The sequence below is a fragment of the Desulfovibrio fairfieldensis genome, assembly GCF_001553605.1.
Lineage (GTDB): Bacteria > Desulfobacterota > Desulfovibrionia > Desulfovibrionales > Desulfovibrionaceae > Desulfovibrio > Desulfovibrio fairfieldensis.
Genome location: NZ_CP014229.1, coordinates 3,493,436 through 3,512,694, shown reverse-complemented (window position 1 = coordinate 3,512,694; position 19,259 = coordinate 3,493,436). Strand labels below are relative to the sequence as shown.

Sequence of the window (19,259 nt, the reverse complement as noted above, 5' to 3'; positions counted from 1 at the left end):
CGGACCCGGCATGTCTCCAGCCGCATGGGGCGGACGTTTTCTAGATGCCCTGGCTTTTCTGAGCCGCCTTGCGCCGCCCCGGAGTTTCACCGCGCAATCTCTGGCGGCCAGCGTGCCGTGGTTCGCGCCCGCCGGTCTGGCTTTGGGCTGCCTCTGCACGCTGGCGGCCTGGCTGGCCCTGACCATTCTTTCCACCGCAACCGGTGCCTCCCACGCTATGGGGACAGCCTGGCCCGCCGCCGCTCTGGCGGCCTGGCTCTGGTTGGCCCTGGAACTGTGGAGCACGCGCGGCCTGCACTGGGACGGCCTGGCCGATCTGGGCGACGCCTGCGGCAGCGGCGCGAGCGGCGCACGTTTCCGGGAAATTCTGCGGGACAGCCGCCTGGGTGCCTTCGGCGCGTTGAGCCTGCTGCTGATTTTCAGCGGCCAATGGCTGGCCCTCGCCTGGCATCTGGCCGCCGGGCAGTGGCTCATGCCGGTGCTCGCACCGGCATGGGGCCGGGCCTGCGCTGTCTGGCTGGCCGCCTCCGCGCCGCCCCATAACCCGGATTCTCTGGGCGGCCTGGCCTGCGCCGGGGCAGGTCCGACAGTGCGTCGCGTCTACCGGCTGGGGGCGCTGCTGCTGGTCTGCCTGCTGGCGGCTTTGGGCCTCTCCTTTTGGCAAGGTTTGGTCCTGATCGTCGCGCAATATTGTCTCACACGCCGCCTGGCCGCACAGGCCCGATCACATGGCGGGCTTTCCGGCGATTTTTTGGGCGCGGCCATCGAGTTGGGGCAGTTGTGGTTTCTGCTGGCGACGCTGTAAGATGGAACAGGCATATCCCCGCATAATCCAGAGCAATTCTCATTTGAAATAAGTGAATTACTCTGGTGGCCGCGTGCGGACGTCGCCTCCTTGCACTTGGGCGGCGTAGCATTTGAAATGTGCAATATTTCAAACGCAAAATACGTAAGGAGCGGAACATGGACTTCAAGGAATTGGTGGAGGCGGCCCGCACCTGCCGCCGTTTTGAAGAGGACAAGCCCCTGAGCATGGCTGACCTGGACTGGCTGACGGAGTGCGCCCGCTTGGCACCCTCGGCCCGCAACGCCCAAGAGCTGCGTTTTATTCTGGTGGGACCGGGCGAGACCTGCCGAAAACTGTTCCCCCTGACCCGCTGGGCCGGAGCGCTTAAAGACTGGGGCGGCCCCCATCCCGGCGAGCGGCCCACGGCGTTCATTGCCGTGCTGATGCCTGAAAACGGCAAGGAACTGCTCTGCTACGACACAGGCATTGCCTGCCAGACCATCCAGCTTGCGGCCGCCAGCCGGGGCTGGGGTTGCTGCATCATTCAGTCCTTTGACCATAAGGCCGCGCCGGAATTGCTGGACGTGCCCGAGGGCATGAAGATCGCCCTGGTGCTGGGCCTGGGCGTCGCCAAAGAAAAACGCCGGATCGCCCCCATGCCCGCCGACGGCTCGTTCGGCTACTGGCGTGACGAACAGGGCGTGCACTATGTGCCCAAACGCGCGCTGGACGATCTGGTGCTCAAGCGTTTTTGACAGGCCACGGCTTCCACGGAAACAAAAAGCGCCGCCTATCCGGCGGCGCTTTTTGTGGCATCGGAGCATTTCAAAGCTGAAATGCACTAGGGTCTGTTAACACTATAGAATTTTTGTTCGCCTGCAAGGAAGATAAACCTGCTTTGAGGGAGTGTACTCTTCTGGTACTCGACCGAAAAAGCAGGTGAAATCTGACGCGGCAGGAGGGCAAAAAGGCATAGCGTTAACAGGCCCTAGTTCCGAATTTTGCCGTAGCCCAACAGCCAGGCGTTAAGCAAATCGGCCAGAGCCGTGTCGCCGTCGGCATAGGCCTTGCGCCTGGCCGCCTGGACAAAGGCGCGCCGCGAAGCGCTGTCTCCCTTGGCGTCTCTGTCCTCTTCCAGGCCGTGCATGAATTCCACCATCTGTTCCTGCAGGCCCTCTTTCCGCAACAGGCGCAACAGGCGGCTCTGCACATCCGGCGAAGAAAAAAAAGACAGGGCGCGTACGCCCGCACGCAGGGCGTCAGGCCCCCGGCCCTGGGCCTCCAACTGGTCCATGAGTCGGAGCCAGCCCCCGCGCCAGAGCGGTTCACGCTCCAACTGCGCGACGCAGGACGCCGCGTCGAATGCGGCACCGGCAAAGGCCGCGTCCAGTTCCCGCTCCCGCACCTCGGGCAGACCCAGTCGACAGGAAAGCGTGGGCCCGATGCGCAGCTCATAGCCGTCCATACGGGCCAGACGGTGCATATCCGCCGTCACATCCTGACGCCAGCGCTGATAAAAGAGCTTGCCGTTCTGCAAATCATGCTCAAAACGGCCCGGCGTCTGGCTGGTGTGGTGATATAACACGCTTTCCCCGATCACGGCCAGACGGAAGCCCTGCCGCCGGACGGCAAAACAGAAATCCACATCCTCACAGCCGTTGCGGTAGCCTTCAAAAAAGCCGCCGCAGGTCTCAAATACCTGCCGCCGCAGCATCAGGGCCGCGCCGGTAATGGCCTGCAAAGGGCGCTTTTTCCGTAGTACGGGATGGTTGCCGGGAAAATGCTCGTAAATATGGCTGACTTTGTAGAAAGGTGAGAAGCTGATGCCGCAATGCTGCGCCGTGCCGTCGGGGTAGAGCAGCAACGGCCCGGCCGCGCCGAGGCGGGCATCCTCAAAAGCCGCGCGCAACGGCGGCAGCCAGCCCGGAGTACAGGTGGTGTCGTTATTCAGAAAAAAGAGCAGTTCGCCTGCGGCGGCGCGCGCCCCCAGATTACAGGCCTTGGCGAAACCCAGGTTTTCCGGCAGGCGCAAGGCCTTGAAGCCCGCGCCCCAGAGGCTTTGCCCCAGAGGCTCAAGCTCGCCGACCGTGGCATCCGTGGAGCCGTTATCCACCACCAGCACTTCCAGGTCCTGGCCGGCGGAATGCGTCGCCAGGGAGCGCAGACAGGCCGCCGTCATATGCCAGAGATTCCAGGCCGGGATGATTACGGAAACGCGCATGCCGCCTCCCTTGTCCACTCAGGCCGCACCGTTCCGCTCTTGGCGGAAACGCCGGGCAGCGGCCACAAAATTATCCGCCCAGCACGGCACGGCTGGTGCGAAAATATGGGTATAAGCGGCCCAGACCCGTCCCCGCGTCAGGCCGTCGCAGGCCATGCCGCCGATATGGCCCATCCCCTTGCCCCGCGAGAGCTCCAGAGCGCAGGAAGGCGCCGCGCCTTCCCACTGGCAGCGCGAATAGTGAAACTCATGCCCGCGCAGGCTCAGGCCCGGCGGGAAAAAAGGATTTTCCGCCCGCACCGTGCCCTGTACGTAGCCCAGGCCCTGAGGCTTGGCGCAAAAGCGCGCCGTCACCGGAAAGACATTGCTCATGGGCCAGAGCCTGCCCTCCCGCTCTATGCCCCGAGCCAGCAGCATGAAGCCGCCGCACTCCGCATAGATGGGCAGGCCTTCGCGGGCCAGACGGGCCAACAGGGGCAAACGCGGCGAGCGGCTCAGCTCCGGCGCGCAGTCTTCGGGGAAACCGCCGCCCAGATACAGGCCGTCCAGCCCCTCCCAGGGATCAGAGCCGGATTCCGGGCCGCCGTCCAGGAGGGAAAGCCGGACCAGCTCCGCCCCGGCGCGGGTCAGCGCCTCCAGATTTTCCTGATAGTAAAACCAGAGTGCCGCATCACGCACATACCCGATGCGCGGCCGCGGAAAAAGGCTGGTCGCAACGTCGCCGCGCTCGCTCGGCGCGGAGAGAAGTTCCACGCCGTCTTCGGCATCCTTTTCCCGCGTGGAATCTTCCCCGCCCAGAAGGGAGACATCCCGCGCCGCCGCCAGTACGGCCGAAAGATCCAGATGCGCGCGCACCAGGGCGGCCAGATCGTCCAGACGGCGTTCCGCGTCCCCGGCCAGAGAATCCCCGCAACAGGCAATGCCCATATGCCGTTCAGGCAGAGGGTTTTCCGCCAGGCGCGGCAGCGCGCCCAGTACGGGCACATCCGTGTAGGCTTCCAGAGCGCGGCGCAGCACGCTTTCATGCCGGGCCGAGCCCACCTGGTTGAGCACCACGCCGCAAAAACGGAGGCCTTTTTCAAAATGGAGCATGCCCTGGACCAGAGCCGCCGCCGTGCGGGTCATCTTGGTGCAGTCCAGGCTGAGCAGGATGGGGCAGTCCAGCGCGCGCGCCAGTTCCGCCGTGGAGCAGGAGCCCTCCACGTCCAGGCCGTCGAACAAGCCCCGGTTGCCTTCCACCAGGCCCAGCACATTTGGCGTGCCTGCCTCGACCGAATCGCTACGGAGCAACGCCTCCATGGCCTGGATAAAAAGCGCGCGCAGCCGCGCGGGCGGCAGAAAGTAGGGGTCCAGATTGGTAGCGGGCCTCCCGGCGGCCAGGGCCAGCCATGCCGCGTCAATATAATCCGGTCCCTTCTTGAAGGTCTTGACCGCCACCCCGGCGGCGGATGCCGCCCGCGCCAACCCCAGGGAAAGCAGGGTCTTGCCGCCCCCGCCGGACAGCGCGGACACGCAGAGCCGGGGGAAAGCCGCTTGGGGCGGCGCTGTGCTGAAGGAGGTGGGAAGCGGCATACGACTCCTTATTCCCGGCATGGAAATTTTTTGTCGCTGGCAAGAAAGGCAAGCGGCCCGGCGCGGGCGCGTAGCCGTCTACGTAACCAAGCCGGGCCGCGACGCCTGACGCCGCCAGGGGCAAAAAGGTTCCATGCCGCCTAATGTTTAAAGGAGCGCTGCCCCGTAAACACCATCGCCACCTGCGGCCGCGCCTCGTTGCAGGCCATGATCACCTCGGCGTCGCGCAACGAGCCGCCGGGCTGGGCAATGGCCGACACGCCCTGGGCCACGGCGGCGTCCACGCCGTCGCGGAAGGGGAAAAAGCCGTCGGAAACCAGACGCGAACCGAGCAGGCCGCCGCGCGCCTCGCGCGTGCGCAGGCCGATGTCGGTCAGCCTGTCGTTCAGGGCGGCGTCGCTCGCGGCCTTCTGCTTGAGCTCGTAGAGCGAAAGCCCCAGTTCTTTGAAGGCAAGAGCGTCGGCGTACTTGGTGTAGGCCTTGTGCACGGCCAGTTCCACGCAGCCCACGCGGTCCTGCTCGCCGGTGCCGATGGCCAGGGTGGCCCCGTCGCGGACGAAAATCACGGAATTGGAGGTCACGCCCGCTTCAACGGCCCAGGCAAAGCGCAGGTCGGCCAGTTCGGCCTTGTCAGGCGCGCGCGCCGCCACCTCAAGGCCTTCCTTGGTGGAGGCAGTGGCGGGCAGGAAGTCGGCATCCGTAAGGATGCGGTTCACAAAGGATTTCTGCACAATGACGCCGCCGTCGGCCAGACTCTTGATATCCAGGAAGGCCGAGCGGGTCAGCTCGTCCAAACGGCCCAGGCCGGGCAATTCCATGATGCGCAGGTTCTTGCGGCGCTTGAGGATCTCCACCGAGCCTTCTTCGAAAGCGGGCGCGGCCACCACTTCGAAATAATTGGCCGCCACCATTTCAGCGGCCTCGCGGCTGAAGGGCCGGTTGACCACCACCGCGCCGCCGAAAGCCGCGATGCGGTCGCACCAGAAGGCCCGCTCCAGAGCGACGGCCACGCCGTCGTCGGCCCAGGCCGCGCCGCAGGGATTGTTGTGCTTGAGAATCACGGCCGCCGGACGTTCGGCGAGGTATTGCAGAATGTTGGCCCCGTTGTCCACGTCGGTGAGGTTGGTCTTGCCCGGATGCTTTCCGGCCTGGATCATCTGCGCCTCGGTAAGGGCGGAGACGATGCCGTTGCCCGGCCCGCGCCAAGTCAGTCCTCCGCAGGTCAGGGAGCCCCGCTTCAGGGCATAAAGCGCGGCGGGCTGATCGGGATTTTCGCCGTAGCGCAGGCCTTTTTCTTCCTGGTCCAGGGTCCAGACACGTTTTTCGTAGACGAGTTTTTCCTCGCCCAGGATGATGGTCATGGTTTCGGGGAAAGCGTCCTTGCGGACAGTGCTGTACATGGCCTTGAGATCCGACATGCTGCCTCCGATGTTGTCGCCGGTCGCGGAAGCGCCTGCATAGCACAAAAAGCCTCCAGGGGCCAGACCCGCCTTTCCAAGCGCGGCGGGCGCGTTGACGAACCGGGCGCAACAACATACATAACAGCCCGATGGGAAACGGGCTGTGGAGCCCGGCGCGGCGGCAAGAGTGCCGCGAGCACAGCAAAAACCGCGTTTTTTGCTGTGCGGTCTTCACGCCGAACCGGCAGGCGGGGCGTGGCATCCCACTAGAGCAGGCGACCGCAAAAGTGGCGGCGCGGGAAGGCACTTTTTCACGGGAGTCGGCGAGAGCGCGCTCTTGCCGACGGTGCCGGGAAAAGGTCATACGGCCTTTTTCATCAGTCTGACACTGTCACCACACTGCCCAGGAGGTCACATGGAAAAGCTGCTCGCCCGGCTGGCGCAACAACTGGACGCCATTGATGAAGCTTCGCTCATGTCGCTGTGGAGCAAATACGCCACGACCGCCAGCCGCTTCGAGCCCACCAAGCGCTGGGAGGAAGCGGCCCTGATCTTTTCGCTGATCCAGGCCAAGCGCTGGAAGAATCAGCTTTTCAATTACTACTGGTCGCAGCAGAGCCGCCCCGGCGCGCAGGATCAGCTTGAGGCCCCCGAAAGCCTTGCCCCGGACTTCGGATTGGAGCCCGCGGAAGCCCCCGCCGCCGGACAGACAGGCGGGCAACGCATTCAGGACGGCCGACCCGCGCGGCGCTGCCGGGTCCTGGCGTTTCACCCCGCGCCCGGCGACAGTTCCGCCGAGGCTGACGATATCCCAACCGCCCCTGAGGATTCCGGCAAGCCGAGTACGGACGACTAGGGGCCGTTTCTAAATTGTCCTTTCGCCCTCTGTCTGTGTCAGGCTCGCCCCGTGCAAAGGTCGAATATGTTGAATATACTCCCTCCGTCCAGGACTCGCCTTCCTTGGCAGAGAATGAAAATCCTAATTTAGAAACAGCCCCTAGGCTCAGAACGGAAACGTCATCCAGATTGATATCGGACGGTCCTGTGCCCAGGCAAAGGCGCTCCACACATAAAGAGGATACCCCTGCAGCTTTTCCCCTCAGTTTCAGTGAGCGACTGATTGCATGAGTGAGGCTCTGACATGCCTCACGGAGGCGCGGTCACCTCGGTCTCCTGCCCCACGCTGTGTTTCATCCTGCTACGCGCAACGGCTAAACAAAATGACGAAACTCCACGAGGCTGCTATGCGCATTCCCCACTTGCCACTGATGTCGACACTGACGCTCATCGCTTTGATGCTGATGTGTACAGGGGCACTTTTCCTCGTCCTATCCCTTGCGAGCCGTCATTTCTCTGGTACTTTGCTACGCAGTATCCGCCACGGCGTTGTTCTCCCTGCTGGAGCATGACCTGCAGGGCAAACGGCTGCTTGCCAGCGGGATGGCCATTGCGCTATTGTGGAACATTAGCCACGAAATGAACATATTCTGGGACAATTACCAAGTCAGCCTCCAGCGGGCCGTCATAGTCGTCACCGCACGCGGCTGCGATGCGGTCTTTCCGTTCTTTACCCGGCAGGACAAATTTTTCTTTGCTGGCGGGGACATCAAGGACGTACGCGGCTATGAAGGTCGGCAGGCGCGCTATTACGGCCTGCGTTCTGTGCGGGCCGAAGGCAGCGACTGAGAGGAACGCAGATGATAAAATTTCTTGACGTGCAGGCCATCAACGCCCGCCATCTGGCGGAAATCAATGCTCGCTTTGCCGTAGTACAGGCTTCCGGGCATTTTCTGAATGGCCCCATGAACGAGGCCTTCTGTCGGGATTTCGCGGCCTATTGCGGCGTAAAACACGCCCTAGGCGTGGCTAACGGCCTGGACGCTCTGCGCCTGATCATCGCGGCCTGCGGCTTCGGGCCCGGCGATGAGATCATTGTTCCGGCCAACACCTTTATCGCCAGTATTCTGGCCATTTCACAGAACGGCTGCACGCCGGTGCCGGTGGAGCCCTCGCCGGAGACCTACAATTTGGATCCGGCACGCGTGGAAGAAGCCGTCACCTCGCACACCCGCGCCATCCTGGCGGTGCATCTCTACGGACGGACCGCCGACATGGAACCGCTCTGGGCGTTGGCGGGGAAGTACCATCTGAGGCTCATCGAGGACGGCGCGCAGGCGCACGGGGCGCGCTATCAGGGCCACCGCGTGGGCGGCTTGGGAGACGTGGCGGGCTTTTCTTTCTATCCCGGTAAAAATCTGGGGGCCATGGGCGACGGCGGCGGCATCACCACCAATGACGACGCGCTGTACGAGCGCCTGAAGGTGTTGGCCAATTACGGTTCGGACTGCAAATACCATCATATCCTCAAGGGCTTCAATTCCCGACTGGACGAATTACAGGCCGCCGTACTGGACGTGAAGCTGGCGCATCTGGACGAGGACAACGCCCACCGCCGAGCCGTGGCCGAGCGCTATTTGACGGGCATCCGCAATCCTCTGGTGACCCTGCCGCAACGAAGTAAAGACCGGGAGGGCCACGTCTGGCATCTCTTTGTAACCCGCACCCCCTGTCGTGATCTTTTCCAGCGCCACCTGGAGGAAAGGGGCATTGAAACCCTGATTCACTACCCCACGCCGCCCCACAGACAGGAAGCCTATGCGGAATGGAGCGCGCGCTCCTATCCAGTGACGGAACGTATCCACGAGGAGGCCCTCTCCCTGCCCATCAGCCCGGTCATGCCGGATAATGATGTGGATGCCGTCATTGACGCGGTGAATGCCTTCCGCGATGAGGCAGTGTAATGTCCACAAGCCCTGTGCTGGATGTGGCCGTTCCCGTATACAACGAGGAGCGGGAATTGCGGGGAAAAATCCACGAGCTGACGGCCTTTCTGACCGCCGCGCCGTTACCGCCGTGGCGCGTGACCATCGCCGACAACGGCTCCACCGACGCCACGGCCCAACTGGCGCGGGAGCTGGCGGACGAGGATGCGCGCGTCCGTCTCGTCCGGGTGGGACGCAAAGGCGTGGGTCTGGCCCTGAAGACCGCCTGGGCCGCCTCCCCCGCGCCCTATGTGGCCTGTATGGATCTTGACCTTTCCACGGATCTGCGCCATGTGCCCGAAGCTTGGACGCTGCTGGAACAGGGCACTGCCGATCTGGTCAACGGCTCGCGCCTGCTGCCGGGCGCACGGGTGGTGGGGCGCAGCCTACTGCGCGGCTTCACCTCCCGCGCGTTCAATGCCGTTCTCAAGACGGCATTGGGCGTACGCTTCACGGACGGCATGTGCGGCTTCCAGTTCATGAAAAAAGAGGTCTTTACCCTGCTGACAGCACGCGGGCTGGCCAATGACGGCTGGTTTTTCAGCGCGGAACTGCTGGTACGTGCGGAATGGAACCAGATGCACCTGCGGGAAATCCCGGTCAGTTGGACGGACGACAAGGAATCGAAGGTCAAAGTCATCCCGCTGGCCTGCCACTATCTGCGGGCAATAGCTGTCCTTGCCTGGGAAAAACGGCTGCGAAAAACCATACGCAACAGACCGGAGCGCATATGACCAACAGTCTCATTTCCGTTATCTGCGTCTGCGACGACTGCCACGACGGTCTGGAAAGCCGCCTTACGGGTCTGATGGACGAAGTTGCCAGGCTCGCGCGCTTTTATGAAGTGCTGATCATCGACAACGCCGGGCGCGACGGTTCGGCGGACACGGTCAAGCGGGTCATGCGGAAGCGGAAGGGCATACGGTTGATCTCGCTGGCCGAAGCCCAGCCTCTGGACGTGGTCTTCCGCGTCGGGCTGGAGCACTGCATCGGCGACTACGCCCTCCTACTGGATCTGCGGGACCTGTATCTGCCCGCCCTGGCCCCGCTCCTGCGCGCCTGTACGGACGAAGGTTACGACATCGCGCGCCTCAAGCGCAGCGTCGGGGAACCCCTCCTGCATCGCTGGGCCTCCGCCGCCTTTTACCGCTGTATCCGGGTACTTACCGGTCAGGACATCGACGGCGGCCTGAGCAGCGCGGGCTGCATGAACAGAAATGTAATCAACGCCCTGATCAACAACAAAGATAGAATTACCTTTCTGAAATACAGGGAAAGCCAGGCGGGGCACCGCCAGAAAACCGTTTTCTGCGACGCCCCGGCGCCCCGGCCCCGCTGTCTGCTCTGGCGAATAGGTTCCGGTGTGGAACGCATCATCGCTACCTCCGACGCACTTCTGCACGCCTGCGCCGGGCTTTCCCTAACGGTCAGCCTCGTGAATTTTCTGTACATCGTTTTTTCCCTGGGTTCCTGGCTGTTCGAAGAAAGCGTAGCCAAGGGCTGGACGTCCCTTTCTCTGACCACATCCTTCATGTTCATGACGCTTTTTCTTATCCTGGCGGTCATGTGTGAGTACCTTTCCGTCATTTTTAAAGAAACGAAAAAAAGCCCCCTGTATTACATCGCCGAGGATGTGGATTCCTCCTGCCTGTTTGAAGGCATGGACGACACAAAGAATATTGTGCAGTCATGAACGCGCCGGAAACAACGGATGTGCTGATCATCGGCGGCGGCTTCTATGGCTGCTGTCTGGCTCTATTACTGGCCGATCGGCACACGAAAGTCACGATTCTGGAGCGCGCGCCTGATCTGATGACCCGGGCCTCGGCCCTGAACCAAGCCCGCGTGCACGCGGGCTTTCACTACCCCCGCAACTTTCTGACGGCCTGCCGTTCGCTGATCAACTTCCCCCGTTTCACCCTGGAATTCCGCAAGGCCATCGTGGACGATTTCACCAAGCTATATGCCGTAGCACGGCACGGCTCAAAGGTCACCGCGCGGCGCTTTTTCCGTATGTATACAGATATGAAGGCCCAGATCCGGCCCGCCGCGCCGCGCTATGCCGCGCTTTTCGACCCAGATTTCATCGAGGCCCTCTTTGAGGTACGCGAATATGCCTTTGACTGCGACATCCTGCGGGAATTGCTACGCGACCGCTTGAACAGCGCCGGAGTGCGCGTACTTTACGGCTACGACGTGCGGGCCGTGATCGCCAATAAACCGGAAGGCTCCGGCCTCGTCTGCCTGGACGAGGCCGGAGCCGCATATGCGGCTCCGGCGGTCTTCAACTGCACCTATACGCGTCTGAACCACCTGCTGCGGGCCTCAGGCCTGCCCCTGCTGGCCCTGAAACACGAACTCACGGAAATCTGCCTGGTGGAAGTGCCGGAAGCATTGCACGGCCTGGGCGTCACCATCATGGACGGCCCTTTTTTCTCGGTCATGCCCTATCCCAGCGCGGGCCTGCACTCCCTGACCCATGTGCGCTATACTCCCCACCAGAAGTGGCTGGACGGGGAGCGCGACGCGGACCCCTACTCCTTGGCGGACAGCCCGCCGCCCAGCAATTTCATACACATGCGCAACGACGCCCTGCGCTATCTGCCAGCGCTCAGGGGCGTGCGCCATGTGCGCTCCCTATTCGAGATCAAGACGGTACTGTTGCGCAACGAGGATGACGATGGGCGACCCATCCTCTTCAGGACGGACTACGGCCTGCCGGGGCTCTCCGTGGTGCTGGGCAGCAAGATAGACAATATCTACGACGTGTTGGCCATGGTCAAGGAAATGCGGCAGGCGGCCCGTCCGGCGGGGTAGCGGGACGACCGCAGGGCAGACGCAACTTATTGTGGCTTTTGCTGGCTTCTTATTTGCCGGAATTATCCTTCAAAGCCGGCGCTTTTTACTGCTCACGTACTTAAGTACAACTCTGCTCTCGATACCCATAAGGCTCGCTACTTCGCCCACGGGCCGCCTTCCGGTCGGTTTCCACGCAAAAAACGCCATTTGACTTGCCTTGCCATCCGGGATAGGTATCATTACGGTTTTGCGTGTTGTGTCCGCCCTTGCGCGGACGCCTGCGAGCGGCCCGGCTTTCCAGCGCCGATCCGCTCTTGTTGCACGTGACGCCCATTTTACAACCAGACCGCCGCAGGCGGATTTCAGGCAGGTGAAACAATGGCGAACACGGTCATCATCGGCGCGCAGTGGGGCGACGAGGGCAAGGGCAAGATTGTGGACATGCTCAGCGCCCAGAGCCAGGTCATCGTCCGCTTTCAGGGCGGCAACAATGCCGGGCACACCATCAAGGTCAAGGGCGAGGAGACCATCCTGCACCTCATCCCTTCCGGCATCCTGCACGACGGCAAAATCTGTCTGATCGGCAACGGCGTGGTACTGGACCCGGCGGTCTTTCTCAGCGAGGTGGACCATCTGGCGGCCCGCGGCATTGACGTGGCTCCCACGCGCCTGGGCATCAGCAAAAAGACCCATCTGATCATGCCCTACCACAAAAGCCTGGACAAAGCCCGCGAAGCCAAGCGCGCCGGGCACAAGATCGGCACCACGGGCCGGGGCATCGGCCCCTGCTACGAGGACAAGGCCGCCCGCGTGGGCCTGCGCGCCGGGGATTTGGCCGATCCCGGCCTAGTGCGCGAAAAAGTACGCCACGCCCTGCTGGAAAAAAACGTCCTGCTGCGCGATCTCTACAAATTCGAGCCCCTGGACGAAAACGCGGTCTGCGACGAACTGCTGGGCTTGGCCCCGCGCCTGCTGCCCTATCTCACGGATGTGGACGCCCGCATCCATGAGACCATGCTGGCAGGACAGAACGTGCTCTTCGAGGGCGCCCAGGGCATCCATCTGGACATCGACCACGGCACCTACCCCTTTGTGACCTCCTCCAACACCGTGGCGGGCAACGCGGCGGCGGGCAGCGGCGTGGCACCCGGTACGCTGAACCGCATCGTGGGCATCGTCAAGGCCTACACCACCCGCGTGGGTTCCGGCCCCTTCCCCACCGAACTGCTGGACGACACCGGCAGCTACCTGCGCACCAAGGGACATGAATTCGGGGCCACCACGGGCCGCCCCCGCCGTTGCGGCTGGCTGGACGCCGTGGTGCTGCGCGAAACCGTGCGCCTCAACGGCCTCACGGATATCGCGCTGACCAAGCTGGACGTGCTCCAGAATCTGCCCGCCCTGCAGATCTGCGTGGCCTACGAGTTGGACGGCAAGCGCCTGGAATACCTGCCGCAGGAAGAAGGCGCGCTGGGCCGGGTGACGCCCGTGTATGAGGAACTGCCCGGCTTTGAGGATGACATTTCCGAATGTACCGCGTTTGAGGAATTGCCGGGCACTGTGCAGGGCTATATCCGGCGTATTGAGGAACTCAGCGGCGTGAAGGTCTCCATGATTTCCGTGGGCGCGGACCGCCGCCAGACCATCGTGCGCTGAACGCGCGCCGCGCGGCAGCCATGAACGCAAGCCTGCTCCCCGCTGTGGCGGACCCGGCCTTTGACCGCCTCAAGGCCGTGCTGGACCGTCTGGGCCAAGCCCCGCCCCAGGTTCTGCTGCTGGAAGGCGGCAGCGAGGAGCAGCGCCTGGATCTGGCCCGCTACTGGGCCGCGCGCTGCAACTGCCCTCAGGCCGCGCACGCCGAAAACGGCGCGCCCTGTCTGGCCTGCCCGGTCTGCCTGCAGATCGCCTCGGGCGAATATCTGGATTTGGCGGCCTATGACGGCCGCATCAGCAACCGCGAGGATGAGGAAAATCCCGGTCTGGTGCGGGCCTTCAACATGCAGCGGGTACGTGAGCTGAAAAGCCGTCTGCGCGACGCGCCCCACGGTCAGGGCCGCCGGGTGGTCCTGCTCATGGGCTTGAGCCTGAACCGCGACGAGGCGGCCAACGCCCTGCTCAAAGCCCTGGAAGAACCCTCGCCCACCACTGTTTTCGTGCTCCTGGCCCCGCAGCGGGAACAGCTCCTGCCCACCCTGGTTTCCCGTTCCTTCTGCCTGACGCTGCCCTGGCCGGACAGCCGGGCGCGGGATACAGCTCTGGCTCCTTGGGAAGAAGCTCTGGTCGTTTTTCTGCGCGACGGGCAGGGCTTTCTGGACAAGGTTTCAGCCCGTGGGGCCATGGACGCGGCCCTGGCGGGCCGCCTGCTCCTGGCCGGACAAAAATCCCTGAGCCGCGTACTGGCCGACGAGGCCGAGAGCCCGCTGGATATGCTCCTGGCCGATCTGGACGCGCGCGGCCGGGCCGTATGCTGCCGCTGGCTGGCCGAAGCCCAGGATATGCTCCAGTACGGCGTCACTCCGGCACGCGTGCTGGAAGCCCTGGCCGCGCGGCTCTTTGTGCTGCGCCGGGACGCCGTGCCCCGGAACCGGTAAGCGGCCACACCCCGGCCGACCCCCGTCAAACATCCTGTTCCACAAAACGGACAGACGCATTGTCCCAGTATTTTCTGAAAATCCGCTCATCTCTTCCGTCCAGGTTCACCTGCCACATGCGGAAAATGACCCGGATGTCCTTGGGCTGCCAGCGCTCGCGATAGGAGTAACAATAGGTCATGCCGATCTTTTTCATAACCGCGCCGCTGGCGGGGTTATTCACGTCATGCGTGGCCGTGACATAGGGCGTCCCCTCCCGACGCAGTGCCCCCAGCACGGCCCGGCAGGCTTCCGTCATGAAGCCCCGGCCCCAGAACTCCCGCCGCAGGGCGTAGCCAAGATCATGACTTGCATCCGCGGCCACCCGCACATAGCCTACGGGCGTGCCTGCGGATTTCGGGCAGACGGCCCAACAGCGCGCCGCCGCCCCTCTCCATACACTGCCCGCGCACAGAAGAGCGGCCGCTTCCTCTGGCCGCTCCAGTGGAAACATGGGCAGAAAGACGTTGGTTTCCCTGTCGCTCATAATCCGGAACAGCGCGGGGCCGTCGTCCGCCGCAAAATCCCTCAGGACAAGGCGCTCTGTTTCAAGAATCGGCACGTCAGGCATGAGTTCCTCTCCCGGACGGCGCGCCGCCGATCCGGGCCGGGGCCGCGCAACGTCCACATCTATGTTTCATCTATGAGAATATATGCGCAGTTGACGCATTCCCTGCGTGAACGGTTCCATTACGAGAAACGCCGCGCCAGCCGCAGCCAGCCCAGAAAGGCCGCCCCTGCCACCAGGCAGGAGATGCCGCCCGCGGCGGTCACCGGCCCGCTCCAGAACGGCAGGGAACAGAGCAGCATGGACAGGCTGCCGCAGAGCAGGGCTCCGCTGTTGATGAGCGAGGTCACCGCGCCGTTGTCTCCCCGCACGCATTGCATCAGCAGCACTGTGGACGGCGGCCGGATGGCGCTGCCGCAAAAACTCACCGGCACATAGAGCAGCGCGAAATGCCACGGCCCCGCGTTGCCGAAGAGCAACAGCAGGCCCCCGGCCACGCAGACCAGCAGCAGATGGACGGCAATAACAAGGCCGCGCCGCCAATGCCGGAAAAAACGCATGTGCAGCAGCGGCCCCAGCAGGCTCATGCCCGCGTTGAAGGCGAAAAACCAGCTGTATTCCTGGGCGGACAGGCCGAACCGGGTCTGGAAGACATAGGACGAGACCGCCAGATAGGCCATGAAGGGCATGCTCATGGCCGAGAATAGCAGCAGGGGCGCACCGAAGCCCGGCGTGCGCAGAACCACGAAAATCCGCCCCAGGGCATTGAAGACGGAGCCCTGCGTGGCCCTGGCCCTGGTTTCCCGCAGGGCCAGGCCTCCGGCCAGGGCCAGAAGCCCGCAGCAGGCCAGACACCAGAAGATGCCGCGCCAGTCGGTGAGCAACAGCAGGCCGCCGCCCGCCACAGGGGCCAGCATGGGGGCCAGGATGGTCACGGTCTGAATCCAGGTGACCACCTTTTCCATGGCCGAACCCCGCAGAATGTCCTTGACCACGGCCAGGGACATGGAACTGATGGCGCCGCTGCTCACGGCCTGGAGGCCGCGCCAGAACAGCAGCGGGCCGATGGAACCGGCCAGGGCGATACCCACGCTGGACAGGACGTAGAACGCGCCGCCGGTGAGCAGCACCGGCCTGCGGCCGTATTTGTCGCTGAGCGGGCCCCAGATCAGCATGGACAGGGCAAAGAGCAGCAGAAAACCGCTCACCGTGAGGCTGGTCAGGCTGTAGGTGGTGTTCAGGGCCTCGGCCATGTGCGGCAGGGCGGGCAGATACATATCCGTGGAAAGCGGGGCAAAGGCGCTCAGAAACGCCAGATAGGCGATCAGCCGGCGGTTGCCCCATGCGAAAACGCTCCTGGGCATAGTCTTCCTTACAGCACTGTTATTTTCCGGGCCGCGACGGCCCGGCGCCGGACAAAGCAGACAAAAAAGCTCCCCGCCACGAAGGGAGCTTTTTTGCGATGCAGGTTTCAGGAAAACCGGCGGTAAAAACCGCGCGGCTTATTTCCACAAATTGCCGTACTTGGCCGCAATAGCGTCGGTGCGCTCCACCAGCTTGTCCACTTTGGCGTCAAGGTCGTCGTAATTGATCGTGCCCACTTCCCGCGCGAGCAAATAGCCGAGATAGCCCTTGCCCTGGCTGAAGACCCAGCACACGCTGTAGACCGATCCCACATTGGGGCGGTCCTTGAATTCCGGGGCCGTACTCAGCAAAAGGCGCAACTCTGGCGCGTCCTTTTCTTCATCGGCATTGAGCGTGAACAGATTGCTCTGGTTGAAACGCTCCTTGAGCTTGGTGCTCAGGCGCGCGCCGATGCTGTCGTCGCCCTCGATCTGCACGCTGATCAAGGTGACGCGGTCCACGCCTTTTTCCGGCTTGTCCTGGACGGGTTTGCCCGCCTGAGGCGCGGCGGGCGTGGCCGCCAAGGCCGTGCCCGCAAGAGCCAGAACGCAGATGAAGGCCAAGGCACCGAACAATTTTTTCATATGGTTTTTCCTCAGTACAACAGAAATTATGACCAGCCGCCGTTGACCATGCCCCAGGCAGAGATGGGCGGCATATGCTCATGTGAACCAATTCTATACAATCTTTAGAAAAAGGCCAAGAGGGATGGACGCTCCGGACAGAGGCGACCAAGATATCATAATTTATATATTATTTAAAATAGTTACATGCGCAACTACTTGTAAGGCCGCTCCGCGCCAGCGTTGGGCAAAGTCACTCTGCCAACGAGCGGAAAGCAGATTGACGCTGCGCAAGGCCCGCGAAACGGGCTTTGCGGTCACGCTGAAGGGCCTGAGGTTTTCAGCTTAAGTTTCCACGAGCTCAACAGTGCTGTACACATCCTGGATCTTGAAAAACAGATCCCCGATGCGCTGTAATTCGCGCGCCAGAATATGAATCACGAAGCCGTCCACTTTGGCGGCCTCATCCATCAATTCCAAGAGGGAGGCAAAGGCCATGACCGAGGAAGAGGCCATGGAAACCAGTTCCCGCAGCCCTTCCGCGTTCTGTTCCTCCAACAGCTCTTTTTCGCCACGCAACGCCAAGGGGGAAAAGCGATAAGAGCGGATTTCCTCTCGGGGCCGGTCGTCGCCTTCATCGTCGGGGGAAGGAGATTCCCGTGGGGCGGGGGAGCTGAGCAGGGCCTGGGCCGCATTCTGGAGCATGGCCGCCAGAGCGATGGGGTCAGGTGGGGCGGGCTGGGCCTGTGAACGCTGATGGCTCGGGGAAGAACTGGGCATACGATGCCTCCAAGGATTTTTTTGATGGGGCCTTCAATATGAAAAGCTCCGGGTGCTCAAAACCGTCCTTGGAACGGCGGGCATATTTCCGGCAAGCCGGTATTGTATTAGCCCACACCCGGAAGAGATGACAGAGAATGCGCCAGAAGAAAGGCGCAAAAAAAAGCCATGCTTTCGGGACGGCGGGCCGCCAAGGAATAAAGGTGTTTTGAAGCACCTGTGAAAGGCAGGGCAATACATTTTTGGGCGGTAGTCAAGGATCCCTTGGGCCTGTCGCAAAGACGACGTTTTGTGTGGCCCGCGACGGAGGTTTGCCGCGTCCCGCCCTTGAGCCGCGCGCGCGGAAAGGCTACACTGTCAAGGTTCTTCCTGAGCGAAATCCATCCGCAAGGAGCCATCCCATGCAGCGAACCCTGATCATCGACGCCCTCAACGCCGAAAAGGCGCAAAACGCCATTACCATCTGCGGCTGGGTGCGCACCCGCCGCGACGCCAAGGGCTTTTCCTTTGTGGAGATCAACGACGGCTCCTGCCTCGCCAACATGCAGTGCATTGTGGACGAAGGCACCGAGGCCCACGCGGCTCTGGGCGAAGCCAATACCGGCGCGGCCCTGGCCGTGGTCGGCGAGCTGGTGCCCTCGCCGGGCAAGGGCCAGACATGGGAAGTGCGGGCCAAAAGCGTGACTGTCTTCGGCCTGGCCGATCCGGAAGCCTTCCCGCTTCAGAAAAAGCGCCATTCCGACGAATTTCTGCGCGGCATCGCGCACTTGCGCGCGCGCACCAACAAATACGGCGCCGCCTTCCGCATCCGCTCCGAAGCCGGACGCGCCGTGCACGACTTTTTCCACGGGCGGCGCTTCGCCTGGGTGCACACCCCGGTGCTCACCGGCTCGGACTGCGAGGGCGCGGGCGAGATGTTCCGCGTGACCACCCTTGCGCCGGGCGAGAAGAACACGGACGGCGACTTCTTCAACCGCCCGTGCAACCTCACCGTGTCCGGCCAGTTGGAGGCCGAGGCCCTGGCCCTGGGCCTGGGGCGGGTCTACACCTTCGGGCCCACGTTCCGGGCCGAGAACTCCAATACCCCGCGCCATGCCGCCGAATTCTGGATGATCGAGCCGGAAATGGCCTTCGCGGATCTTTCTGATCTCATGGAGCTGGGCGAAAGCCTCACCCGCCACGTCATTGAGCATGTGCTGGCGCACTGCGAGGCGGACGTGAAGCTCTTCGACAATTTCGTGGACAAGGGCCTGCTGGAACGCCTGCAAGGCATGCTGCGCCAGCCCTTCGCCCGTGTGCCCTATGCCGAGGCCATCCGGATTCTGGAGGACAGCGGCAAGGAATTCGCCTTTCCCGTGACCTTCGGCGTGGACCTGCAAACCGAGCACGAGCGTTACCTGGCCGAGGAGCATTTCCAGCGGCCGGTCATTGTTTACGATTATCCCAAGGAAATCAAAGCCTTCTACATGCGGGCCAACGACGACAATGAGACCGTGGCGGCCATGGACATGCTGGTGCCGCGCATCGGCGAACTTATCGGCGGCTCGCAGCGCGAGGAGCGCCTGGACCGGCTGGAAGCCCGCATCCGCGAGCTGGGCCAGAATCCCGAGGATTACTGGTGGTATCTGGACCTGCGGCGCTTCGGCAGCGTGCCGCACGCGGGCTTCGGCCTGGGCTTCGAGCGCCTGCTGATGCTGCTCACGGGCATCACCAATATCCGCGACGTGATACCCTTCCCGCGCACGCCGGGCAATCTGGAATTTTAGCGTCAGC

Annotated in this window: 18 protein-coding genes; 11 read left to right on the top strand and 7 right to left on the bottom strand. The window is 63.0% G+C overall.

Translation table 11 applies throughout. The annotated features are described in order from the left end of the window. Positions 1–10 precede the first annotated feature (10 nt). On the top strand, positions 11–805 hold the full coding sequence (locus tag AXF13_RS14830) for an adenosylcobinamide-GDP ribazoletransferase (RefSeq protein WP_062254392.1): 795 nt from the start codon (positions 11–13) through the stop codon (positions 803–805). Between the two features lie 158 nt (positions 806–963). Continuing rightward, positions 964–1,542, top strand: a complete 579-nt coding sequence (locus AXF13_RS14825; RefSeq protein ID WP_062254391.1) for a nitroreductase family protein — start codon at positions 964–966, stop codon at positions 1,540–1,542. A 233-nt stretch (positions 1,543–1,775) separates the two neighbouring features. Here the strand turns inward: AXF13_RS14825 and AXF13_RS14820 are convergent, their stop codons facing one another. The 3 genes from AXF13_RS14820 to AXF13_RS14810 all read right to left on the bottom strand — a co-directional run bounded on the left by AXF13_RS14820 (position 1,776) and on the right by AXF13_RS14810 (position 5,998). Next, the gene (locus tag AXF13_RS14820) at positions 1,776–3,008 is read right to left on the bottom strand and encodes a glycosyltransferase family 2 protein (RefSeq protein ID WP_062254390.1); all 1,233 of its coding nucleotides are present in this window, start codon (positions 3,006–3,008) and stop codon (positions 1,776–1,778) included. Positions 3,009–3,026: 18 nt separating this feature from the next. After that, complete coding sequence (locus AXF13_RS14815) at positions 3,027–4,580, bottom strand: cobyrinate a,c-diamide synthase (protein ID WP_062254389.1); 1,554 nt, start codon at positions 4,578–4,580, stop codon at positions 3,027–3,029. Between the two features lie 140 nt (positions 4,581–4,720). Beyond that, on the bottom strand, positions 4,721–5,998 hold the full coding sequence (locus AXF13_RS14810) for an IMP cyclohydrolase (protein WP_062254944.1): 1,278 nt from the start codon (positions 5,996–5,998) through the stop codon (positions 4,721–4,723). A gap of 397 nt (positions 5,999–6,395) precedes the next feature. Between AXF13_RS14810 and AXF13_RS14805 the strand changes: the two genes are divergently transcribed. The 8 genes from AXF13_RS14805 (at position 6,396) to AXF13_RS14770 (ending at position 14,192) form a co-directional block, all read left to right on the top strand. Next, positions 6,396–6,836, top strand: a complete 441-nt coding sequence (locus tag AXF13_RS14805) for a hypothetical protein (protein WP_062254387.1) — start codon at positions 6,396–6,398, stop codon at positions 6,834–6,836. 530 nt (positions 6,837–7,366) lie between these two features. Beyond that, positions 7,367–7,666, top strand: a complete 300-nt coding sequence (locus tag AXF13_RS14800) for a hypothetical protein (protein ID WP_062254386.1) — start codon at positions 7,367–7,369, stop codon at positions 7,664–7,666. 11 nt (positions 7,667–7,677) lie between these two features. After that, complete coding sequence (locus AXF13_RS14795; RefSeq protein ID WP_062254384.1) at positions 7,678–8,781, top strand: DegT/DnrJ/EryC1/StrS family aminotransferase; 1,104 nt, start codon at positions 7,678–7,680, stop codon at positions 8,779–8,781. Next, entirely contained in the window at positions 8,781–9,536 is a 756-nt protein-coding gene (locus AXF13_RS14790; RefSeq protein WP_062254382.1) for a glycosyltransferase, read from the top strand. The genes AXF13_RS14795 and AXF13_RS14790 overlap by 1 nt, the downstream gene beginning before the upstream one ends. Then, positions 9,533–10,495: a glycosyltransferase gene (locus AXF13_RS14785; RefSeq protein ID WP_062254381.1), complete on the top strand. Its 963-nt coding sequence runs from the start codon at positions 9,533–9,535 to the stop codon at positions 10,493–10,495. Before AXF13_RS14790 ends, AXF13_RS14785 begins: the two co-directional genes overlap by 4 nt. Then, positions 10,492–11,619: an FAD-dependent oxidoreductase gene (locus AXF13_RS14780; RefSeq protein ID WP_062254379.1), complete on the top strand. Its 1,128-nt coding sequence runs from the start codon at positions 10,492–10,494 to the stop codon at positions 11,617–11,619. The genes AXF13_RS14785 and AXF13_RS14780 overlap by 4 nt, the downstream gene beginning before the upstream one ends. Positions 11,620–11,979: 360 nt before the next feature. Then, a complete protein-coding gene (locus AXF13_RS14775; RefSeq protein WP_008682537.1) occupies positions 11,980–13,257 on the top strand; it encodes an adenylosuccinate synthase in 1,278 nt (425 codons plus the stop codon). Between the two features lie 20 nt (positions 13,258–13,277). Then, positions 13,278–14,192: a DNA polymerase III subunit delta' gene (locus AXF13_RS14770; protein ID WP_062254377.1), complete on the top strand. Its 915-nt coding sequence runs from the start codon at positions 13,278–13,280 to the stop codon at positions 14,190–14,192. Positions 14,193–14,217: 25 nt separating this feature from the next. Here AXF13_RS14770 and AXF13_RS14765 read toward each other — a convergent pair whose 3' ends face one another. The 4 genes from AXF13_RS14765 to AXF13_RS14750 form a co-directional block, all read right to left on the bottom strand. Beyond that, positions 14,218–14,802, bottom strand: coding sequence for a GNAT family N-acetyltransferase (locus tag AXF13_RS14765; RefSeq protein WP_062254376.1), 585 nt, complete (start codon positions 14,800–14,802; stop codon positions 14,218–14,220). Between the two features lie 119 nt (positions 14,803–14,921). Further along, positions 14,922–16,103 carry an MFS transporter gene (locus tag AXF13_RS14760; protein ID WP_062254374.1) on the bottom strand — a complete coding sequence of 394 codons (1,182 nt, stop codon included), beginning with the start codon at positions 16,101–16,103 and terminating at the stop codon, positions 14,922–14,924. A 138-nt stretch (positions 16,104–16,241) separates the two neighbouring features. After that, positions 16,242–16,727 carry a hypothetical protein gene (locus AXF13_RS14755; RefSeq protein ID WP_009303129.1) on the bottom strand — a complete coding sequence of 162 codons (486 nt, stop codon included), beginning with the start codon at positions 16,725–16,727 and terminating at the stop codon, positions 16,242–16,244. A 324-nt stretch (positions 16,728–17,051) separates the two neighbouring features. Further along, on the bottom strand, positions 17,052–17,486 hold the full coding sequence (locus AXF13_RS14750; RefSeq protein ID WP_062254372.1) for a hypothetical protein: 435 nt from the start codon (positions 17,484–17,486) through the stop codon (positions 17,052–17,054). Between the two features lie 401 nt (positions 17,487–17,887). Between AXF13_RS14750 and asnS the strand changes: the two genes are divergently transcribed. Continuing rightward, positions 17,888–19,252: an asparagine--tRNA ligase gene (asnS, locus tag AXF13_RS14745; RefSeq protein WP_062254371.1), complete on the top strand. Its 1,365-nt coding sequence runs from the start codon at positions 17,888–17,890 to the stop codon at positions 19,250–19,252. The last annotated feature ends 7 nt before the right edge of the window (positions 19,253–19,259 follow it).